This window comes from Micromonospora endophytica (assembly GCF_003236305.1).
GTDB classification, from domain to species: Bacteria; Actinomycetota; Actinomycetes; order Mycobacteriales; family Micromonosporaceae; genus Micromonospora; species Micromonospora endophytica.
In genome coordinates this window covers 1-15,381 of the sequence record NZ_POTX01000146.1, presented here as the reverse complement: position 1 = coordinate 15,381, position 15,381 = coordinate 1, and the positions used below count along the sequence as shown (strand labels likewise).

Genomic DNA, 15,381 nt, shown 5'->3' with positions numbered 1-15,381 from the left:
GGGGAAGGCGGCGCGGGAGCGGTGTCGGGGGACGCCGCCCGATCAGATCGCGAGGTGTGCCGTGTCGCATCATGACCGTGAGCCCCGTCCGGAGGCAGCCGAGCGCGAGCGGCGGGATCAGGACACCAAACGTGGCCGGGACTGGGCGGACGAGGCGGCCCAGGCACGTTCGGCCGGCGACTCGCGGGCGCGGGCACCCCACGACGCCACCGGGCAGCCCTCGCAGGGTGAGCCGATCTGAGCGCCGGCCGGCGGGTTCAGGCCGGGTTCTCCGGCAGGCGGAGCAGTGGCGCCCGCCCGGGCGCCTGCTCCACCGGTGGCAGGTCAGGGCGAGGCTTGGGATTCGGTACGGTCACCGCCTCCGCGCCTGTCACCCGGACCGGCTTGCCGTAGTGGCGTAACTCCAGCACCGCGTCCGGCTCGCCGTGGTGCAGGGAGTACGTCGTCTCGTGCGGCCGTACGTCGACCCGCAGCCGCATGCCGCACCACTGGAGCGCGAACGCCAGGTGGTTCAGCCGGCTGGACAGATGTGGCTCGAACGACGGCACGCCGTCATGGTCGCGCAACCCGCCGAAGCCGGCGACCAGCGCGATCCAGGCCCCGGCCAGGGCCGCCATGTGCACCCCGTCGCGGGTGTTCTCGTTGAGGTCGTGCAGGTCCATCAGCGCGGCCTCGCGCAGGTAGCTGTGCGCCAGTTCCGGATAGCCGACCTCGGCCGCCAGCACCGCCTGGGTGCAGGCCGACAGCGACGAGTCGCGCACCGTACGCCGCTCGTAGTAGAGGAAGTTGCGCAGCTTCTCCTCGGCGGTGAACGCGTCGCCCCGCCAGTGCATCGCCAGCACCAGGTCAGCCTGCTTGATCACCTGCTTGCGGTACAGATCGAAGTACGGGTAGTGCAGCAGCAGCGGGTACTTGTCCTGCGGCGTGTCCGCGAAGTCCCACTCCTGGAGCCGGGTGAACCCCTCCACCTGTTGGTGCACGTCGAGTTCGTCGTCGTACGGGATGTGCATGGCCGCGGCGGCGTCCCGCCACGCGGCGGTCTCCTCGTCGGTCACGCCGAGGTGGAACGCCTCGTCCCGGTAGCGCACCGCCGCGTCGGCGGCGGCAATCAGGTTCCGCTGGGCCATCAGGTTGGTGTAGATGTTGTCGTTCTTGACGGCGGTGTACTCGTCCGGGCCGGTGACCCCGTCGATGTGGAACTCGCCGTCGCGGTCGTGGTGCCCGAGCGAGCGCCACAGCCGTGCGGTCTCCACCAGCAGGGTCAGCCCGATGTCGCGTTCCAGTTGGCGGTCGCCGGTCACCAGCACGTAGCGCCGCACCGCGTCGGCGATGCCGGCCGCGATGTGGAACGCGGCGGTGCCCGCCGGCCAGTAGCCCGACGACTCCGGCCCCTCGATGGTGCGCCACGGGAAGGCGGCTCCACCCAGGTTGAGCGTCCGGGCCCGGTCGTGGGCCTGCTCCAGCGTCGAGTGCCGCCAGTAGAGCGCGTCCCGCACGGCCGCCGGATGGGTGTACGTCAGCACCGGCAGCACGAACATCTCGGTGTCCCAGAAGGCGTGCCCGTCGTACCCGGGGCCGGTGAGCCCCTTGGCGGAGATCGGTCGGCGTTCCGCACGGGCACCGGCCTGAAGCACGTGGAACAACCCGAACCGGACCGCCTGCTGCACCTCCGGATCGCCCTCGACCTCCACGTCGGCGGCGTCCCAGAACTCGTCGAGGTATTCGCGCTGTTCGCGGACCAGACCGTCCCAGCCGTCCAGTCGGGCGGCGGCCAACGCGGCGCCGACCTGGTCGCGCAGCGCCGGCAGGGAACGCCGGCTGGACCAGCCGTAGGTCAGGTACTTCGTCACGCAGAGCTGCTGGCCCGGTTCCAGTACGCACCCGATGGTGGTACGCACCCAGTCCTCGTACCCCTCGGACTCGATGCGGGTCCGCGCCGGTGAGCCGACCTCGTGCTCCATCGCGGCGGCGACCCGCAGCCCGGAGACCTTGGTCCGGTGGATCAGCAGGCCGCCGTCGGGGGTGGTCAGCTCCTCCTCGGCCTCCAGCGGCGACTCCAGCACGGCGGCGACCCGGGGGTCGCGGCTCTGCGGCGGCAGCGTCTCGTTGGCCACCAGCTCCGACTGGATGATCAGCCGCAGTGGCTTGTCGTCGGCCACCTCGACCTGGTAGCGGATCGCGGCTACCGAGCGCTGCCGGAAGGAGACCAGCCGGGTGGTGTGCACCCGGACCTCACGTCCGGCCGGTGAGCGCCAGTGCAGCGACCGGTGCAGGGTGCCGGCACGCAGGTCGAGGACCCGTTCGTGGGCCAGCACCTCGCCGTACCGCACGTCCAGCGGCTCGTCGTCGACGAGCAGCCGGATCAGCTTGCCGTTGGTGACGTTGACGATGGTCTGGCCGGACTCGGGAAAGCCGAAGCCGGCTTCCGCGTACGGCAGGGGGCGCAGTTCGTAGAAGGAGTTGAGGTAGGTTCCGGGCAGGCCGTGCGGCTCACCCTCGTCCAGGTTGCCGCGCAGCCCGATGTGCCCGTTGGAGAGGGCGAAGACCGACTCGGACTGGGCCAGCACGTCGATGTCGAGCCGGGTTTCCCGCACATGCCACGGCTCGACCGGGTACGCCCGCTCCCGGATCATGCGGACCGTCCCGCGTCGAGCAGCTCCGCCAGGTCGGTGACCACCACGTCGGCACCGTGCGCGAGCAGTTCGTCGGCCTGACCGGCGCGGTCCACCCCGACCACGTACCCGAAGCCGCCGGCCCGGCCGGCTTCCACTCCGGCCAGCGCGTCCTCGAAGACGACCGCCTGTTTCGGCTCCACCCCCAGCATCTTCGCGCCAGCGAGGAAGGTGTCCGGCTGCGGCTTGCCGCGTAGTCCTTCGGCGCGGGCGGTCAGCCCGTCCACCCGGGCCTCCAGCAACGGTTCCAGCCCGGCGGCGGCGATCACCTCGCGCCCGTTGGCGCTGGCCGTGACCACGGCCCGGCGCAGTCCCGCCGCAGCCACCGCCTTCAGGTAGGTCACCGAGCCAGGGTAGACGTCCACCCCGATGCTGCGGATCCGCTCCAGCACCAGGGCGTTCTTCTGGTTGCCGATGCCGTGCACGGTCTGCGCGCCCGGCGGATCGTCAGGCGTGCCCTCGGGCACGCTGATGCCCCGGGAGGCGAGAAAGGTACGCACACCGTCGAGCCGGGGTCGTCCGTCGACGTAACGGTGGTAGTCCGGGCCGGGATCGAACGGGCGGTAGGGCTCGCCTGTGGTGTCTGCGTGCCGCCGCAGGAAGTCGTCGAACGTCTCGGTCCACGCGGCGTTGTGCACCCGGGCGGTCTGCGTCAGCACACCGTCCAGGTCGAAGAGACATGCGGTCACGTGAGCAGGCAGACCGAGCATCCCCCCAATCTATCCACCACCGTACGACGGCAAACCCGCTTCCTGATCCCGGGGCGGAGTCGGTGGCGAAGGCCGTGTTCACGGCGCTCGCCGACCCGAACCGTCGCGCCATCCTCGCCACCCTTGCCGCGCATGGGCCGGCCACCGCCACCGACCTCGCCGGCCGGCTGCCGATCACCCGGCAGGGCATCGCCAAGCATCTCGCCCTGCTCGCCGAGGCGGGCCTGGTCACCGCGGAACCGGGCGAACGGCGTCGGGTGCGCTATCGCCTCCAGTTCCGCCCGATGCGGATCGCCCAGCAGTTCCTCGCCGCCCTGGCCCGGGACTGGGACGGCCCACTCGCCGCACTCCGCACCCACCTGGAATGAGACATCCACCGACCCGAGAGGCAACGGTCATGACCGAGCCGGTAGCACTACCAGGACATCCATCGCTGCCGGTTGAAGATCGTGGAGTTCGTTCCCGGCGAGACGGTCGAGTGGCTCCGGCTGGACGGCCACTTCAACTTCACCGCCGACCCACAGGAGTGGACCGGCACCCGGATGCGTTTCGACATCTCCCGGGAGGGCGAGGGCACCCGGCTCCGCTTCACCCACGTGGGCCTGACTCCGCACCACGAGTGCTACGACGTCTGCGCGAACGCCTGGGGCGGTTACGTGGCGGACAGCCTGAAGACCCTGATCACCACCGGCACGGGTGACCGCAACAACGAGGTACGCAACGCAGAGGCGTTGCAGCAGCGGCGCTGACCTCGGGTCAGTTCGGGCGCCCGCCCCGCCACCGTGGCTAACCGTAAGCTGACGCGGTAGTCCCTTGTGGACTGTCCATGAGGGTTGGTGATCTAATCCAACCTGTTTCACCCAATATGGCCGGAATACCAGGCTGCGCGCAGAAGGAGTTTTCATGCCCGTCACCGCCGACCTCACCAAGCTGGTCGACAAGGCCTACCAGGACAAGACCCTCGCCGAGCTGGTGGACGCCCCGGTGGCCGCCCTCTCCGGGATCAGCGACGGTGGCGCCAAGCTGCTGAAGGAGGCGCTCGGCATCGTCACGATCGGCGATCTCGGCCGCAACCCGTACTTCCGCACCGCCAGCGCCCTGGTTGACCTGAACAAGTAACACCGGCAGCAGGCGATGCCCGAGCAGCCGAGTCCGTGGCCGCCGGGCATCGCCTGTCACCGCCGTTCAGTGCTGCTTGGCGTACGCCACGAAGGAGCGCCAGGTGGCCGGGGTGAAGGTGAGGACCGGCCCCTGCCGGTCCTTGCTGTCGCGCACCGCGACCACCCGCGCCAGGTTGTCGGCCACCTCCACGCAGTTGCCAGAGTTGCCACTGCTACGGGTGCTCTTGCGCCAGATCGCACCGGTCAGGTCCATGCTTCCGCCGCCTCCGAGATCATCTTGAGGGTGGCCCCGTGGGGCAGCGCCTCGGCCCGGACAGATTCCCAGTTCTGCCGCAGCAAGTTTACGTCCGTGGTGCGCTCCACAATGGTGCCGTGCAACTGGTTGTCGAGGTAGGCGATGTCGTCGCCCTCGGGCGGCGTGGCGACCACGAACGCGCCGTTCAGCCCCGGGTAAGCGCCTACACCGTTGGGCACCACGTGCAGGTGCACCCGGGTCCGGCGGCCCACCTCGACCAAGTGCCGCAGTTGCTCCTGCATCACCTTCGGGCCGCCGATCGGGCGCTCCAGCACCGTATGGTCCAGCACCGCCACCAGCAGCGGCGGGTTGGGGCGGGCGAGCACCTTCTGCCGCGCAATCCTGGCGGCCACCTGCTGTTCCATTGCGTCTCCGACGAGCTGGCTCGCCCCTTCGTGCAGCGCGCGGGCGTACTCCTCGGTTTGCAGCAGGCCGGGCACGACCAGCGGCTCGAAGCTGCACAGCGCGCTCGCCTCCTGCTCGATCGTCACCCACTCGCGGAACCACGGCATCAGGCTCTCCTTGAGGATGGCCTCCCGGATCCGGACCAGCAGCCCCTCGCCGTGCAGGGCATCGTCACACCGCACGGTGAACTCCTCCCGGGGCGCGCGGCGACACTGCTCGACCGACGCCACGAGCGAGGCCGAGTAGCTGATCTGCTCGCCGAGCGACTCCTGAGAGAGGCCCGCCTTGGTCCGCAGCCGGCGTAGCTCACCGGCGAACAACTCAAGCATGGGCATCCGGTCCATCTGCACACCTCTGCACGTCGGTGCCGGCCAGGTCGTACGGCCGGGCTGGTAGGGGGGAACCGCCTTCCGAAAGTAACGGCATCCTCACCAGACTGTCACGTAGAAAGTTCCCCGAATGCGGCATATCGCGGGGATATCGGTCGGGGTCCGTCGCGCTCAATCCCCCTGACGCGACGGACCCCGACGCCCGGTCCATCCGTACGGCGAGGAGTCCGACGTGATCAGCCACCAGTTGCCCCAACCGAGCAGCGGACCGGCGGCCGATCGACCCCGGGCGTACCCGTCGCACAAGAAGCCGCACACCCCGCTGCGTCCGATGTGGTGCTGCCGGGCCTGCGGGCATCCGTGGCCGTGCGCGACGGCGCGCATCCTGCTCAAGGTCGAGTACGCCGACAACGAGACCGGGCTGTCGATCTATCTGGCCGGACTCTTCTACGAGGCGACCCGCGACCTGTACCAGCTCAACCCCGACAACGGCCCCGCTCCCAGCGCTCTCTTCGCCCGCTTCGTCGCCTGGGGCCCGTACCGCCGCCCCCGCTGAGCTGACCCGCCCGGGGCCGAAACGGTGCGTGCTAGCGTGCGCCAATGGTCGTGCCATCCGGAGCGGGTGCGGAGCACTCGGCTGACGTCGCCGATTACTACGACTCGAACACCCGACGCTTCATGCTCGTGGCCGAGAGTCCGACAAGTGCCGCCATCCATCGGGGGGTGTGGCTGCCGGGCACCACAGCCGTGGCGGAGGCTGCGGATGCGGTCAACCGACTGGTGATCGAGCGGCTGCGGGACCAGGTCCCGGCGGATGGCTCGGTGCTCGATCTCGGCTGCGGCGTCGGAGGCACCATGACCCGCCTGGCGCAGGAGCTGACTGCCTCCGTGTCGGGCGTGACGATCAGCCAGGTGCAGGCCGAGATCGCGGCGAAGCGGTTCGCCAACGCCGGACTGGGCGAACGCTGCCAGGTCCTCTGCGCCGACTTCGCCGAACTGCCGGCCGAGCCCCGTTACGACGCCATGGTCGCCATCGAGTCCATGGTGCACTCGCCGTCGTTGGCGACCCTGATCCCGGCCCTGGCCGAGCGGCTGAACCCCGGGGGCCGCCTCCTGCTGATCGACGACTGGATGACCGACAAGGATCGAGGACTCGCCGCCCGCGAACGCTGCCTGGACCAGTTCCGGGCCGGCTGGCGGATCGGCAGCCTGCACACGGTGTCCGAGCTGACAGGCTTCGCTGAAGGCGCCGGACTGCACCTGCGGGAGAGCCTGGATCTCACGTCGTACCTTCACCTGGGGCGGCCCCGCGACCGCCTGATCAGCGTCGCGGTGGGTGCCACGGGGATGCTGGGGGTCCGTGACCGTCTCGTCCGGCAACCCTTCTGGGCCAACATGATCGGTGGCTCAGCGCTGCAGACTGCCCTGTCCCGACGGTGGCTGGAATATCGCCTCCTGCTCCTCGAAAAGGCGTGACAACCAGGAACAACTCATCGTCCGGCGGTGACGAAGGCCACGACCTTGTCGAGTCCCGGACGATAGCCGTCGCTGGTGTCCACCTCGATCTCAGGCACGTCGAGCCGGACTGGCTGGAAGCCATGGTGGCCGACAGCATAGGCACGGCGATCGCCGAGATGCCCATCGGCGTGGGCACGCCGGCTCGTGCTCTCCTGCCGTCGCCGGATACGGTCGAAGGCCGTATCCGGCCCGACCTGACAGTGCACGACCCGAACGTCGGCGATCGCGATCAGTGGCTCCAGGCCGGGACCCCACAGGCGGTCTTGGAAAGCCGCTTCAGCGACCGTGGTGACGCCAGCGGCCAGCAGCACTTGAAGCACATTGAAAAAGGTAGGCAGGGTGCGAAGGGTCAGCTCGTCGGTGGGTGCGGCGATGAAGTCACCGGCCGCGTGGACCATGCCCTCCTTGATCTCGTCCCGGCAGATGGCCGGACAACCGATCCGCCGCGCGAGCAGATGGGCGAGTGTCGTCTTGCCAGCCCCCGGCGGTCCGCTGACGACGACAAGGACCGGCATTGTTCCCACCACGTCTTTTTTCTACAGCTCGACCAGGTGCAGCGCTGCCCCCGACCGGCAGCTGTTAATAGGGGGCCCCTCCTATACACGAGGCGTTAATAGGGGGCCCCTCCTTACACCCCTCCTTACACCCCTCCTTACGCCTCAGCGCCAGCCGATGTCGATGCGGGCGCCGCGTTCGTCGAAGAAGTGCAGGGCGTCCATGCGTACCTTGATGGCGAGCGGGTGACCGGCGGAGACGGCCGGGTAGGGCGCCAGGCGGACGGCCAGTTCGGCGGGACGGCGGTGGTGGCGACCCGGGTCGGGCAGGATGCTGCTGCGGTTCGGGTCGGTCTGGGTCGGCGCGGCGGGGTCGGAGCCGGCGCGGCCGGCGAAGCGCTGCATCACCTGGCTGAACCGGCGCAGGCCGCGCTGGCCGAGCGGGGCGTCGGCGTCCGGCGGAGCACCGGCCTCGTCGACCATGATGGCGGTCGCCCCGATGTCGAGGAAGGCCAGCGACTCGTGGCCGTGGTGTTCGAGGTAGCGGATCCGCCCCTGGAGCACGTCGCCCGGGGTGTCCGGGGCGACCGGGGTGAGCGCCTCGGCCCGCATCCCGACCACGATCCGCTCGCCGTGGTAGTGCGCCACCGCGCGGCTGCGGATGTCGTCCCAGGGGAGGTAGAGGGCCTGGTCGCCGAGGGAGAGCGTGACGTACCGGTCGAGGTGGACGTAGACCGACGCCTCCAGCAGGTTCATCCGGGGGCTGCCCAGGAAGGCGGCCACGTAGAGGGTGGCCGGTCGGTTGTAAACCTGGGTGGGGGTGCCCACGTCCTGAAGGACACCCTTGCGCATGATGGCGACCCGGTCGGCCATGGTCAGCGCCTCGGCCTGGTCGTGGGTGACGTACATGGTAGTCACACCGAGTTCGCGGGTCAGCCCGGAGATCTCGGCACGCAGCTCGGCCCGCAACCCACTGTCCAGGTTGGACAGTGGTTCGTCCATCAGGAACAGACCCGGTCGGCGTACGATCGCCCGGCCCATCGCGACCCGCTGCCGCTGCCCACCGGAGAGTTGGGCGGGCCGCCGCGGCAGCACGTCGCCGATGCCGAGGGCGCTTGCCACGTCGGTGACCCGTTCCTCGCGGGGGGTCGGCTCGATGCCGGCCAGCTTGAGCGGGAAGGCGATGTTGTCGCCGACGCTCATGTGCGGATAGAGGGCGAAGTCCTGGAAGACCATGGCGATCTTCCGGTCCCGGGGAGACAGGTCGTTCGCGATCTCCCCGTTGAGCATCACCGCGCCGGAGGTCGGATCCTCCAACCCCGCGACCATCCGCAACACCGTCGACTTGCCGCAGCCGGAGGGGCCGAGCAGCACCAGGAACTCGCCATCATTGACGTCGAGGTTGATGCTGTCGACCGCGACCGTGCCGTCGCGGAAGACCTTTGTGACATCCTTGAGTGCGACGGTGGTCACCGTCTCCTCCCCCACGTCGTCGGCTGAACCCCGAATGACTGTGACCAGGATCATGGCGATTTCACATCGGGTAAACGTGCCATGTTCGAATCGTGACAGACCTATTACGTCTCCCTCCTTCGACAGCGAGCGGCTCAGGCAGGCGCTTCACCGAGGAAGACCCGACGGACCACCCGCTCGGCGGCGTGTCCGTCCTCCAGCGCGCAGAAGCGTTCCCGGAACCGCGCCCGCGCCCGATCGGCGGCGGGGGCGTGCGGTTCCCCGGCGCCGAAGAGTTCCAGCAACTCGGCGAAGGTGCGCGCCACCGGGCCCGGTGCCTCGGCGACGATGTCGAGATAGACGCCTCTGGTCAGCCGGTACGTGTCCCAGTCCGGGGCGTAGATGACGATCGGCCGGTCCAGGACGGCGTAGTCGAACATCGCCGACGAGTAGTCGGTGATCAGCACGTCCGCGGCGAGATACAGCTCCTCGACCCGGGGATGGTCACTGACATCCACGATCCGGGCCCGTTCGGCCGGTGGCGGGGCCGGTCGGTCCCGGTCGGCGAAGTAGTGGCTGCGCATCAACAGCAGTCCGGACGGCCCCAGCGCGTCCAGCAGCCGGCGCGGGTCGAAGGGTGGCTGGTAGCGGGGCAGATGCTCGCGGTGGGTCGGGGCGTAGAGCACCACCTGCTCGCCGAGGCCGGCACCGAGTGCGGCGCGCAGCCGCAGCACTTCCTCGGCGGTCGCGGTGACCAGCCGGTCGTTGCGCGGATAACCCACCTCCAGGGTGGTGTACGCGCCCGGATAGGCACGTTCCCACATCTGGGTGGAGAAGCTGTTCGAGGTGACGCTGAAGTCCCAGCGGTCCACCCGACGCAGCAGCCCGGCGAAGTCCATCCCGACCGCACCCAGCGGATAGCGCTGCTGGTCCAGCCCCATCACCTTGACCGGCGTGCCGTGATGGGTCTGCACGTGCACCGAACCTGGTCGCTTGACCACCGCATCCGGGAAGTTGACGTTGTTGATCAGCCACCGCGCCCGCGCCAGCAACCGATGGTACGCGGCGGTGCCGGCCACCACGTACTCCACCCCGGCGGGCAGGGTGTGCACCCGGTCGCGGCGGACGATCCACACGCCCCGGACCTGCGGTGCCAGCAGCCGGGCCGCTTCGTAGACCGCCGCCGGGTTGCAGGCGTAGCCGCGGTACCAGTAGGCCGCGTACGCCGCTAGGTTCTCGTCGAGCGGCCGGCGCAGCTCCGCCCGCTGGTATCCGCGCAGGGTGGCCTCCCGCACCGCCCGCACGGCCAGACGGGCCGGTGGGGCCATCCGACGCCGGAGCCGGTCGGCGGAGCGCCGGGCCAACTCGCCCACCTGGTTGCCGGCGCGCAGGGCGCGGTACGTCCGCCACCGGCCGGCCGCCACCAGCCGGTGCTTGAGCCCTTCGACGCCGTCGGGAATCCGGTGCCCGCCGGGCGGCCGGAACCGGGTGTGCTCGATCGCCACCCGGGCGAAGAAGGTCGGTTGCAGCTCGGGACTGATCCGGTCGTCGTTGCCGAGCACTGTGAGGTAGTGCCACATCATCCGCTCGAAGATCACCGAGCGCAGTTGCTCGGCGTCGAGCCGGTCCACCTCCTGGAACACCCGATGCCACTGCGCGAACACGTCGAAGTGCCGTTCGTCGCGGGTGCTGGTGATCGCGCCCGCGCGGCGCCGCCGGTAGTGCAGGCAGACCAGGTCGAGTACGCCGATCCGGTCGGCGGCCAGCAGCAGTGGATAGCTGAACGACACGTCCTCGTACCAGCCGGGAGCGAAGCGCAGTCCGATGTCGGCCAGGAACTGCCGGCGGATCAGCCGGTTCCAGGCGGTGTGCAGCAACTCCACCGTCTCGGGCCGGTCGGCCAGCCGGAACGTGACAGCACCCGGCGGTTTCGGGAAGACCTCCGCCATCGCGCTGCGGCTGGTCGTGTCGTCCCAGTACGCCCGGACGTGGTCGACCAGCAGCACGTCGGGCCGGGTCGCGTGCAGCCGGGCGGCGACCTCGGTGAGGCAGCCCGGGGCGAGCCAGTCGTCACCGTCGACGAACCAGACGTACTCGCCGACGGCGAGGTCCAGGCCGGCGTTGCGGGCCGGGCCGAGCCCGACGTTGCGGTCCAGCCGCACGGCCCGTACCCGGTCGTCGCGGGCGGCGTACTCGGCCAGGATGTCGCCGCTGCTGTCGGGTGAGCAGTCGTCGACCCCGATCACCTCGATGTCGGTGACCGGTTGGCCGAGGATCGAGTCCAGACATTCCCGCAGGTAGCCCTGCACCCGAAAGGCCGGGACGACGAAGCTGATGAGCGTCATCGTCGTCCCGGCCCCCGTCAGATCCTCGCCCGACCTCCCGCACCCGCCGGCACCCGGGCGGCCTGCGCCGGCCGGACGAACCAGGCCAGCACCACGCTCGCCACGAAGAGCACCAGAAGGTAGAAACCGAGTGTAGCCAGACCAATACTCACGAATCCGGCGATCGCCGCCAACGCCAGCAGCGCCGAGCGCACCTCCCAGCCGAGCGTGGCCGCGTGCAGCGGCGGCGCCGGTTGCCGTTTCTCCAGCCTGGCGACCAGATCGTAGTGATGCAGGGTGAGCACGAAGAGGTACCCGAAGATCAGCCAGAGGGGTGCCCCGCCGAGCAACCCGACCGCGATGGCGAACAGGAACTCGACAGCCCGCAGGGCGGCCGGCACCAGCCAGTCCAGTGCGCCCGGACGGCGCAGCAGCGGCAACCGGGCGGCCAGCGGTCCGTCGTCGCGGTGCAGCACCGCGTCGACCGTGTCCAGCACCGACACCCGCATCCAGCGGGCCCGCAGCGTACGCAGCGCACCGGTGTACGCGAACGCCAGCACTCCCCAGGTCAGCACCGCGAGCAGGGCGACCCGCTGGTCGAACAGGGCTGCCGCCAGCGCGATGAGTGCCCACCGTTCCCCGATCGGGAACACCACTGTGCGCTTGAGCCAGTACGACACCGACCCGGTGTCGGCCTGCACCCGGGTGGAGGCGGCGTTCAGCCGGTCACCGATGCCGCCGCCTCCGGTGCCGACGCTCTTCGGCCGGCGGGCCGCCTCGTCGTGCAGTACGCCGTACCAGGCGTCGGTCATGTGCCGCACGGTCTGCAACGTGATAGCCGCGATGGCCAGGGCCCAGCCGTAGCGGACCCCGGCTGCCGTGGCGCCCCAGCCGAGACCGGCGTAGACCAGGTACTCCTTGGCCCGGTCGGCCATGGTGTCCAACCAGCCGCCCCAGGCGCTGAAGTTGCGGGTGTAGCGGGCCAACTGGCCGTCCACGCAGTCCAGGACGAACCCGAGGTAGAGCAGGATCGCGCCGGTGACCAGCGCCGGCCGCCCCCCGGTGGCGAACAGCGCGGCCGCGGCCACCGCGAACCCCACCGACAGGATGGTGACCCCGGTCGGGCTCAGTCCCAGCTTCGCGCACGCCTTGGTGACCCACGGCGACCAGGTGCTGACGAAGTACGTGGTGAAGAAGTCGTCCCGCTCCTTCACCGACAGCCGCAGCTCGGCCCGGTCCTCGTCGACGGCGGCGACCGCCGCCTCCGTCCCGGCCAGCCCGGCCGCGTCGTCGACCCGGTGCGCCACGAGCAGGCGTACCCGATGGGCCATGATCCGGACGCCCGCTGCGGTGAGCCCGGCGAAGAGCTGGTCCACGGCGGGCCCGGCCACGTCAGTGGCGGTTCCGGACGGCCCGGCGGCACCGGTCGGCGGTTGCCCGGCCCCGGCAGCACCGGGCGGCGGTTGCCCGGCCCCGGCGGCACCGGTCGGCGGTTGCCCGGCCGCGGCGGCGCGGGCGGCGGTGACAAGCGCCGGCACTTCGTCGCGGGCGACCCGCACCGCCCCACCGAAGACGCCGGTGCCCGCCTCCGCCAGCCGCTGCGCCGGGCCGGCGTCGACCACCTGGCCGCGTTCCTCGCGCACCGCCGTCCGGCCGCCGGTCGGCGGGTCGGTGAGCACCAGCGCCACGCTCGCACCGACCGGGCTGGTCAGCAGATGCCGCAGTACGGCGGTGTGCGCGACCAGGTCGGCAGCGCTCACCAGCACCGGCCCGTCGGACCGGTCGGCCAGGTCGGCCAGTTCGTAGAGGTCGGCGGCGACCCGGACCTCGGCCACGCCGGCGCGACGCCACTGGGCGGCCAGCCGGTCGGCGAGTGCCTCACCGGTGCCCGTCGGCAGGCTCGCGGCCGGCGTCCCGGCGGCGAGCACGATCCCGAGCGTCACCGGTTGACCGCGTCGTCGTACGCGGCCAGCGCCTCAGCGATCGTGCCGTCGACGCTCAGCCGGCCCCCGTCGAGGTAGAGCCCCCGACGGCAGAACCGGATCAGATCCTTCTCGTTATGTGACACCAGCACCAGAGTGCGCCCCTCCCCGAGCAGCCGATCAATTGTCGTGTAGCACTTCGCGCGGAACTCCGCGTCGCCCACCGCTGTCACCTCGTCCATCAGCAGGATCGGGTGCGGCAGGTGGGAGATGATGGCGAAGCCGAGTCGGACCTTCATGCCCGACGAGTAGTGCCGTACCGAGGTGTCGATCGCCCGCTCGACCTGCTCGCCGGCGAACGACACGATCTCGTCGAAGTTCCGCCTCAGGTACGCCGACGACAGCCCGTGCAGGCCCCCCACCAGATAGAGGTTCTCCCGCCCGGTCAGGTCGCTGGAGAAGCCGGCGGAGAGTTCCAGCAGCGGGGCCACGTCACCGGAGACCCGGATCCGGCCCTCGTCGGGGATCAACACCCCGGCGATCAACCGCAGCAGCGTGCTCTTGCCGGTGCCGTTGCGGCCGATCACCCCGACCGTCTCGCCGGCTGAGATCGAGAAGCTGACGTCCCGCAGCGGCCAGAACTGCCCCTCGGCGCCGCCGCGCCGACCCTGGTGGATGACCAGGTCCCGCAGCCGCAGCTGCCGGCGGCGGTTGCGGACGAACCGGATGCCGAGACCTTCGGCCTCGATGATCGCGTCGGCCATCAGAGTTCCTTGAGCACTGCGGGTTCGAGCCGGCGGAACGCCCACCAGCCGGCGACGAGCACCAGCACGCTGATGCCGATGGTGGTGCCGAGCATCCGGGCGGTGGGAAACTCGTCCGGATACCACGCCGCGTGGTGCAGTTGGAAGATCCCGACCAGCGGGTTGAGTTCGTAGCCCAGCTTGAGCCAGCCGGGCAGCCCGGAGCCGCGGACCAGACTGAGCGGATAGATGATCGGTGTGGCGTAGAAGAGCACCCGGATGACCAGGCGCATGAACCGCTCCACGTCCCGCATCAGCACGTTCACCGCCGACAGCAGCAACGCCAGCCCGATCAGCAGGGTGGCCTGCACCAGCACCGCGAGCGGCAGGGCCAGCAGCGACCAACCCGGATCGATCCGCCCCTGCGCGGCGTAGTAGATCGCGATGGCGGCCAGGATCGGCACACCGGCGGCGTACTCGGCGAAGCGGCCGGCGATCCGGCCGATCGGAAACACCTGCCGAGGCACGTTCATCGTGGTGATCAGCCGGGACTGTCCGGTGAGCGCGTTCGTCGCCTCGCTCAACGCCGAACTGGTCCACATCCAGGCGAAGATCCCGGTGATCAGGAAGAGCGGGTACGACCCGGCGGCGTCGCCCAGGTGCCGGTTGGTGTCGCGGGAGTAGAGCACGCCGAAGACGAACCAGTAGATGGCCCCCATGCCCAGCGGTTCGATCAGCGACCAGAGGTATCCCAGCGCCGACTGCTGGTACTTCACCGCGAGGTCTCGCCGGACCAGGATGCGCAACGAGTTACGGTGCGACCACAACGCCCCCACGCCAGAGGTCACCGCCGTCTCCCGCCTGCACAACGGACGACAGGTTAACAGTGCACGTCGCCTCGCGCGCCGGAAGCTCAACACTCGACCACGTCGGAGGCCCCGGCTGCTGACCCGGCTGAGGCGTCGGGCGGCGATCGCCCGGGTATGTACCTACGGGTCAGCGAGACGCAGTTCCTCCTTGGGAGCGAGGGCGGAGCGGTCATCCGTTTCTAGCGTCGGTTGTGGGAGCGGCGGAGCGCCGCGGAGGGGAAGTTGTCACCATGAGCCGCAAACTCGTCCGGCCCCGGCAGGGGCGCATGTTCGCCGGGGTCTGCGCCGGTCTGGCCCAGCGATTCGGCATGTCGGCCGGGATGGTCCGGCTGTTGTTCGTGCTGTCGCTGCTGCTGCCCGGCACCCAGGTGATCATCTATCTGGCACTCTGGATCATCATGCCGAACGAGGACCGCTACCTCGTCGCCGGCCACTGAGCACCCCAGCTTGATCATGAGGTTAGCGGCAGTAGCTGATCTTTAAACTGCCGCTAACCTCATGATCAACGCGGGCGTGTGGGGTGGGTG

The 15,381-nt window shown here is 70.1% G+C and carries 16 protein-coding genes and 1 pseudogene; 7 read left to right on the top strand and 10 right to left on the bottom strand.

The genetic code is table 11. The features are described from left to right. Positions 1–61 precede the first annotated feature (61 nt). Positions 62–241 carry a hypothetical protein gene (locus C1I93_RS19880; protein WP_111244807.1) on the top strand — a complete coding sequence of 60 codons (180 nt, stop codon included), beginning with the start codon at positions 62–64 and terminating at the stop codon, positions 239–241. 16 nt (positions 242–257) lie between these two features. Here C1I93_RS19880 and C1I93_RS19875 read toward each other — a convergent pair whose 3' ends face one another. Together C1I93_RS19875 and C1I93_RS19870 are read right to left on the bottom strand one after the other, a co-directional pair. Beyond that, positions 258–2,633, bottom strand: coding sequence for a glycoside hydrolase family 65 protein (locus C1I93_RS19875; protein WP_111244806.1), 2,376 nt, complete (start codon positions 2,631–2,633; stop codon positions 258–260). Beyond that, positions 2,630–3,382 carry an HAD family hydrolase gene (locus tag C1I93_RS19870; RefSeq protein WP_111244805.1) on the bottom strand — a complete coding sequence of 251 codons (753 nt, stop codon included), beginning with the start codon at positions 3,380–3,382 and terminating at the stop codon, positions 2,630–2,632. The genes C1I93_RS19875 and C1I93_RS19870 overlap by 4 nt, the downstream gene beginning before the upstream one ends. 62 nt (positions 3,383–3,444) lie before the next feature. Between C1I93_RS19870 and C1I93_RS19865 the strand changes: the two genes are divergently transcribed. The 3 genes from C1I93_RS19865 to C1I93_RS19855 all read left to right on the top strand — a co-directional run bounded on the left by C1I93_RS19865 (position 3,445) and on the right by C1I93_RS19855 (position 4,501). Then, complete coding sequence (locus C1I93_RS19865; RefSeq protein ID WP_223256397.1) at positions 3,445–3,750, top strand: ArsR/SmtB family transcription factor; 306 nt, start codon at positions 3,445–3,447, stop codon at positions 3,748–3,750. 81 nt (positions 3,751–3,831) lie between these two features. After that, the gene (locus tag C1I93_RS19860) at positions 3,832–4,131 is read left to right on the top strand and encodes an SRPBCC family protein (RefSeq protein WP_147374970.1); all 300 of its coding nucleotides are present in this window, start codon (positions 3,832–3,834) and stop codon (positions 4,129–4,131) included. 154 nt (positions 4,132–4,285) lie between these two features. Continuing rightward, positions 4,286–4,501 (top strand): hypothetical protein, encoded by a 216-nt coding sequence (locus tag C1I93_RS19855; protein ID WP_111244803.1) that lies wholly within the window; start codon positions 4,286–4,288, stop codon positions 4,499–4,501. Positions 4,502–4,567: 66 nt separating this feature from the next. Here C1I93_RS19855 and C1I93_RS19850 read toward each other — a convergent pair whose 3' ends face one another. Together C1I93_RS19850 and C1I93_RS19845 are read right to left on the bottom strand one after the other, a co-directional pair. Then, positions 4,568–4,756, bottom strand: a complete 189-nt coding sequence (locus C1I93_RS19850; RefSeq protein ID WP_111244802.1) for a DUF397 domain-containing protein — start codon at positions 4,754–4,756, stop codon at positions 4,568–4,570. Beyond that, positions 4,747–5,547, bottom strand: coding sequence for a helix-turn-helix domain-containing protein (locus tag C1I93_RS19845; protein WP_111244801.1), 801 nt, complete (start codon positions 5,545–5,547; stop codon positions 4,747–4,749). The genes C1I93_RS19850 and C1I93_RS19845 overlap by 10 nt, the downstream gene beginning before the upstream one ends. A 217-nt stretch (positions 5,548–5,764) precedes the next feature. Between C1I93_RS19845 and C1I93_RS19840 the strand changes: the two genes are divergently transcribed. Together C1I93_RS19840 and C1I93_RS19835 are read left to right on the top strand one after the other, a co-directional pair. Then, entirely contained in the window at positions 5,765–6,088 is a 324-nt protein-coding gene (locus tag C1I93_RS19840) for a hypothetical protein (protein WP_111244800.1), read from the top strand. A gap of 44 nt (positions 6,089–6,132) precedes the next feature. Next, entirely contained in the window at positions 6,133–7,008 is an 876-nt protein-coding gene (locus C1I93_RS19835; protein ID WP_111244799.1) for an SAM-dependent methyltransferase, read from the top strand. Between the two features lie 14 nt (positions 7,009–7,022). On the opposite strand, the gene C1I93_RS19830 is transcribed toward C1I93_RS19835, so the two are convergent. From C1I93_RS19830 to C1I93_RS19805, 6 genes and pseudogenes are all read right to left on the bottom strand, one after another. After that, positions 7,023–7,565, bottom strand: coding sequence for a P-loop nucleotide/nucleoside kinase family protein (locus C1I93_RS19830; protein WP_111244798.1), 543 nt, complete (start codon positions 7,563–7,565; stop codon positions 7,023–7,025). Between the two features lie 144 nt (positions 7,566–7,709). Then, positions 7,710–9,017, bottom strand: coding sequence for an ABC transporter ATP-binding protein (locus C1I93_RS19825; RefSeq protein WP_111244808.1), 1,308 nt, complete (start codon positions 9,015–9,017; stop codon positions 7,710–7,712). Positions 9,018–9,151: 134 nt separating this feature from the next. Then, complete coding sequence (locus C1I93_RS19820) at positions 9,152–11,341, bottom strand: bifunctional glycosyltransferase/CDP-glycerol:glycerophosphate glycerophosphotransferase (protein ID WP_111244797.1); 2,190 nt, start codon at positions 11,339–11,341, stop codon at positions 9,152–9,154. 17 nt (positions 11,342–11,358) lie between these two features. After that, positions 11,359–13,263: a DUF5941 domain-containing protein gene (locus C1I93_RS19815; RefSeq protein WP_111244796.1), complete on the bottom strand. Its 1,905-nt coding sequence runs from the start codon at positions 13,261–13,263 to the stop codon at positions 11,359–11,361. Beyond that, positions 13,260–13,865: pseudogene (locus C1I93_RS19810) on the bottom strand (ABC transporter ATP-binding protein); the annotation flags it as partial. The pseudogene C1I93_RS19810 and the gene C1I93_RS19815, both read right to left, overlap by 4 nt. A gap of 140 nt (positions 13,866–14,005) precedes the next feature. Next, positions 14,006–14,833, bottom strand: a complete 828-nt coding sequence (locus C1I93_RS19805) for an ABC transporter permease (protein ID WP_111244794.1) — start codon at positions 14,831–14,833, stop codon at positions 14,006–14,008. Positions 14,834–15,084: 251 nt separating this feature from the next. Here C1I93_RS19805 and C1I93_RS19800 point away from each other — a divergent pair, with 251 nt between their 5' ends. Beyond that, positions 15,085–15,291 carry a PspC domain-containing protein gene (locus C1I93_RS19800; protein WP_111244793.1) on the top strand — a complete coding sequence of 69 codons (207 nt, stop codon included), beginning with the start codon at positions 15,085–15,087 and terminating at the stop codon, positions 15,289–15,291. The last annotated feature ends 90 nt before the right edge of the window (positions 15,292–15,381 follow it).